Source organism: Patescibacteria group bacterium, from assembly GCA_041650995.1.
Lineage (GTDB): Bacteria > Patescibacteriota > Patescibacteriia > XYB2-FULL-38-15 > XYB2-FULL-38-15 > JAHIRI01.
In genome coordinates this window covers 1-5,475 of sequence record JBAZJZ010000007.1, presented here as the reverse complement: position 1 = coordinate 5,475, position 5,475 = coordinate 1, and the positions used below count along the sequence as shown (strand labels likewise).

4 protein-coding genes are annotated in these 5,475 nt (G+C 41.5%); all 4 read left to right on the top strand.

Annotated elements, in window-relative coordinates:
* The first annotated feature begins 142 nt into the window (after positions 1–142).
* The gene (gene dapB / locus WC445_04955; protein MFA5129270.1) at positions 143–1,135 is read left to right on the top strand and encodes a 4-hydroxy-tetrahydrodipicolinate reductase; all 993 of its coding nucleotides are present in this window, start codon (positions 143–145) and stop codon (positions 1,133–1,135) included.
* A gap of 310 nt (positions 1,136–1,445) precedes the next feature.
* Positions 1,446–3,230 carry a translation elongation factor 4 gene (gene lepA, locus WC445_04950; GenBank protein MFA5129269.1) on the top strand — a complete coding sequence of 595 codons (1,785 nt, stop codon included), beginning with the start codon at positions 1,446–1,448 and terminating at the stop codon, positions 3,228–3,230.
* Positions 3,231–3,343: 113 nt separating this feature from the next.
* Positions 3,344–5,068, top strand: coding sequence for a single-stranded-DNA-specific exonuclease RecJ (gene recJ, locus WC445_04945; GenBank protein MFA5129268.1), 1,725 nt, complete (start codon positions 3,344–3,346; stop codon positions 5,066–5,068).
* A 138-nt stretch (positions 5,069–5,206) separates the two neighbouring features.
* Positions 5,207–5,475, top strand: a 269-nt coding sequence (locus WC445_04940) for a ribonuclease HI family protein (GenBank protein ID MFA5129267.1), incomplete at its 3' end; no start/stop codon positions are given.

Below are 5,475 nucleotides of genomic sequence, written 5' to 3'. Positions count from 1 at the left end.
ATGACAAAAACTGTTTATTATCGCTGAATTTTTTTATTTCTAACGGAGTTGACTTGTCTTTATTTCTATGATAATTTTATTTATCGTTCTTTTTGTGAAACATCCCCGTCAATATTAACCGTTTTAAGAAAGGAAAAATACCGTGGAAAATTTAAAAGTAACCGTAGTCGGCGCTGCTGGCAGAATGGGAAGCTTGATTGTTCAGCTGATCAAGGAAGCCGATGACGTCAGTTTTTTTGGAGCGGTTGAGAAGGAGATATGCCCGATGCCGGGGGCGGAGAGAACATTCTTCTCTTCCACGTCTAACATTATTGCCTTGCGGGAGATTTTTCAGGAATCTGATGTTATTATCGATGTCAGCTCTACTGAAAATATCGGGGAACGCATTTCTCTAGCGGTAGAGCTTGGGAAAGCCTTGGTGATCGGCACGACCGGCTTGTCTGAGGACGAGAAGAATTGTCTCAGGAAAGCCGCCGAGAAAATTCCCTGTGTTCTGGCGCCGAACTTCAGTGTTGGAGCCAATTCGATTTTTGAGTTGGTGGCCAGGGCAGCAATGCTTCTGGGGTCAGAATATCAGATTGAGATTGTTGAAGCTCACCATGATCAGAAAAAGGATGCTCCCAGCGGTACGGCCAATAGATTGGCGGAAGTTATTGCTGGCGTCAGGGAGCAGGAACTGGAAGATGTCGCTTGCTATGGTCGGCATGGAATGGGCAGTTCTCGACCGAAAGGTCAGATTGGCATCCATTCTCTCCGCGCGAGCGATGTGGTGGGTGAACACACGATTATTTTTTTTGGCAGGGGAGAGCGGGTTGAGTTGGCGCATAAGGTTACTTCCCGCGTTGCTTTCGCCGAAGGCGCGGTTCGGGCGGCGCGATGGGTCGTGAAGCAGAAGCCGGGCCTTTATGACATGCAGGATGTCTTGGGCCTGAATCCGAAAAAAGAATATGTTGCAGATGTTTTTTCCGTCGCCGAAGTCGCCAGTATTCTTCGCAAATCCAAAAAATGGGTTTATCGAAATATGGGCGTGATACCAGGGTCATACAAGTTGGGAAGGAGGATTTTCTTCGATCAGAAACTTTTCGAATCTGGCCTTAAAAATATGGCCAGTCATCTTGCAGATACCGCATCCTGATAGCATGCGAGTAATCGGCACAGTAATAAGAGGCGGGCAGAAATGTTCGCCTTTTTTATTTGACCAAAAGGCCGAAAAAAGATAAGATAGAGAGAGCTAAAAGCAAGCATTTTGCTTTATTTTTATTTAATTTTTAAACACAAAAATTGGATATTAGGATTAATTTATGACTAACATACGCAATTTCTGCATCATCGCCCGCCTTCGCTGAAGCTTCGGCGGGGCAAGCCCATATTGACCACCCGCCTTCGTCCCGAGCCTTCGGGACTTCGGCGAGGCGAGACTCAAATAATTCACGAAAAAAGATTTTATGACGAACATACGCAATTTCTGCATCATCGCGCATATTGACCACGGGAAATCAACCTTGGCGGACCGGATGCTGGAAATTACCGGTACAATTGAAAAAAGAAAAATGAAAGATCAGGTTTTGGATCGGATGGATTTGGAAAGGGAAAGAGGAATAACCATCAAATTACAGCCAGTAACCATGGAATATGACGGCTATGTTTTGAATTTGATAGATACGCCCGGCCACGTGGATTTTTCTTATGAAGTTTCCCGTTCTTTGGCAGCTGTAGAAGGGGCAGTTTTACTCGTGGATGCTTCGCAGGGAATTCAGGCCCAGACTTTGGCTAATTTATATTTGGCCATGGAACAGAATCTGACAATTATCCCTGTAGTCAATAAAATAGATTTGCCGGCTGCTGACATTCCTAAAACTAAGCAGGAAATTATAAAATTAATCGGCTGCAAAGAAGAAGAGATAATTTTGGCTTCAGGCAAGACCGGAAAAGGAGTAGACGAAATTTTGAAATCAGTAATAAAAAATGTGCCGGCGCCGAAAGAGGCAGCCGACGCGCCCTTGCGAGCTTTGATTTTTGATTCCAATTATGATGAGTATAAGGGCGTGGTAGCTTATGTAAGAATTGTTGACGGAGAAATAAAAAAAGGAGAAAAAATTTGCTTGCTTGCTACCAAGGCAAAAAGCGAGGCTTTGGATACGGGGATATTCAAACCGGAATATAAATCAAAACCGGAATTAAAAACCGGCGAGATAGGCTATATTGTCACCGGCTTTAAAGAAGTGAGCGAATGCCGGGTCGGCGATACCATTTCCAATATCAAATCTATTGATTCCAAATTAGAGCCTCTGCAGGGCTACAAAGAAGTAAAGCCGATGGTTTTTGCCGGAGTTTTTCCGCGCGAGGGCAGCGATTTTAAAGACTTGCGAGAGGCAATGGAAAAATTAAAATTAAATGATGCCGCCTTGAGTTATGAGCCGGAAAGTTCCGAAGCGCTAGGTTTTGGCTTTCGCTGTGGTTTTTTAGGGCTTCTTCATTTGGAAATTTTTCAGGAAAGATTAAGAAGAGAATATGGGCTGGATTTGATTGTGACTCTGCCCAGCGTAGCTTATAAAGTTTATAAAACAAATGGAGAAGAAATTTTTATCCGCACTCCCCAGAAATTACCGGACCAAGCAGAAATAAAAAAAATAGAAGAGCCTTGGGCGACATTAGATATAATTTCCCCTAAAGATTATATGGGAAGTATTATGGAATTAGCGAGAAGCAAGAAGGGGATTTATAAAAATACAGAATATCTTGATGAAGACCGGGTGATTCTCCACTATGAAATACCGATGGCGGCGATTTTAACGGATTTTTATGATAAGATAAAAAGTGTTAGTTCCGGCTACGCTTCTATCAATTATGAATATATAGATTATCGCGAGGCTGATGTGGTGAAGATGGATATTTTGGTGGCCGAAGAAATGGTAGAAGCTTTATCAATGATTGTCTATCGGGACGAGGCTTTTCGCGAAGGCAAAGCGATTGTAGAAACTTTGAAAGAAACTTTGTCCAAGCAGATGTTTGTTTTGAAATTGCAGGCCATGATCGGAGGCAAAGTTATTGCCGCGGAAAGATTATCGGCGATGAGGAAAGATGTGACCGCCAAGCTCTACGGCGGCGATGTGAGCCGGAAAAGAAAGCTGTTGGAAAAGCAGAAGAAAGGCAAAAAGAAAATGATGGCGGCCGGCAAAGGAAGCGTGGAAATTCCTCCGGAAACGTTTATTAGGATTTTAAAAAGATAAAAATATGAAGAAAAAAACATTTCATCGGATAATTTGGATATTTATATCTGCCATAGTTATCTTTACCATGGTGATCTGGACAATCGGCATAGCTTTTATGTAATTTAAATTTTATGGGAAAGATTTGGCAAGTGCTGCCGCCAATCAGCAACGATTTTATTGATCTGCATTCCGAATACGATCGGATTTTTTTGCAGCTGCTTTTTAACCGCGGCCTTAAGGAAAAAAGAGAAATAGAAGAATTTTTAAATTCCGATTTCAAAACGATTCCGGAGCCTTTTTTGTTTAAAGATATGGGGTCTGCCGTTGATTTGATAATTGAGCATATAAAAAAACAAAGTAAAATTTTGGTTTATGGAGATTATGATGCGGACGGAGTCACTTCCTCCGCTCTCTTGGTGGAAATTTTAAGAATTCTCAAAGCCCCGGTGGATGTTTATATTCCTGACCGAGTAAGCGAAGGATATGGTTTGAATAAAAAAGCAATTGAAGAATTCGCGAAAAACAATATTAAATTAATTATCACCGTGGACGGAGGCATTCGCGATAAAGATGAAATTAATTTTACTAAAGAGAAAGGTTTGGATGTTATTGTCACTGATCATCATGTCGCTCCGGAAAAGGAAGATTTGCCGGAATGTTTGATAATTAATCCCAATGTCAAAGACGAAACCTATCCATCTAAAAATTTAGCCGGTGTCGGAGTGGCTTATAAGCTAGCAATTGCCATAATCGCCAAAGCGAAATTGCCGGAAGAAGCCAAGGAAAAATTAAGAGAGCAAATTCTTGATTTGGTGGCGGTTGGCACGGTGGCGGATTGTGTGAGCCTCTTGGGCGAGAATAGAGTATTAGTAAAAGAGGGTCTCAAAATTTTAAATAAAACCAAGAGAATAGGATTGCAAAAATTAATAAAAAAAGCCCAAATTAGCGGGAAGCTTGAATCTTGGAATATTGGATTTCAGCTCGGCCCTCGCCTCAACGCCGCCGGCCGGATGGAGCATGCCAATACTGCCTTTGGGCTGCTTATAACGAAAGATGAACAAGAAGCAGAAAGCTTAGCTGAGAAACTTAATGAAAAAAATATTGACCGCCAAAGAATTACCGAAGAAATAATGGCCGAAATAGAAAAACAAATTTCTTCTGAGAAAAAAGAAGAAGATTATATAATTATCGGTATTTGCCCTTTGCGCAAAGAAGATGAATCAGAAGTTTGGAATGAAGGCGTGATTGGCCTGGTGGCGGGAAAGCTTTGCGACAAATACTATCGTCCGGTTTTGGTGATTACTGAAGCTGAAGATGGATATAAAGGCTCTGGCCGAAGCATTGAAGAATTTAATATCGTTGCCGCCGTAGAAGAAGCAAAAGAATTTTTGGAAAAATATGGCGGTCATCCGGCAGCTTGCGGTTTTTCTATAGCTTCCTCCAGTTTAGAAAAATTTACTGCCAAAATGCGCGAAGTGGCGGCGAGAGAATTGGCGCAAATTAATCTTCAGCCAAAATTAAAAATAGAAGCGGAATTAGACTTAAATAAAATAGGGGACGAGCTCCAAGGGAATATAGAAAAATTTTTGCCTTTTGGCCAAGACAACCCGCAGCCAAGATTTTTGACAAAAAATGCGCAGATAAAAGATATTATGAATATGGGAGTAGACGGCCAGCATGTGAAATTCAGATTTAATGGTTTTTGGGCGATTGCTTTTGGGCGAAGCGAGGAATGGAAAGAGTTTAAAATCGGCGATAAAGTTGATATAGTTTATTATATAGAAAGAAATGAATTTAATGGTCGGAGTGAAGTGCAGATGAAGCTGGTGGATATCAAATTGACAATTAACAATTGACAGTTAACTTTTGACTTTTGACATTACACTGTCATTGCGAGGAGCGTAGCGACGAAGCCCTGCCTGCCGGCAGGCAGGAATCTCTGGTTCAATGGCACGAAGTCTAATTTTATTAAACGGTTATTATCAATATTTACTATGGATAAATTAACAATTTTTACAGATGGCGGCGCTCGTGGCAATCCTGGACCGGGCGGGATTGGGGCGGTGATTTATGATGAAAATAAAAAGAAGATAGCGGAGATTTCGGAATTTCTCGGACATTCCACCAACAACCAAGCTGAATATAAAGCGGTAATCGCGGCCATGAAAAAAGCTAAAGAATTAAAAGCGGAAATCTTGGAGTTTTTTTTGGATAGCGAATTGGTAGTTAAACAGCTGAAAAGAGAGTACAAAGTAAAAAATCC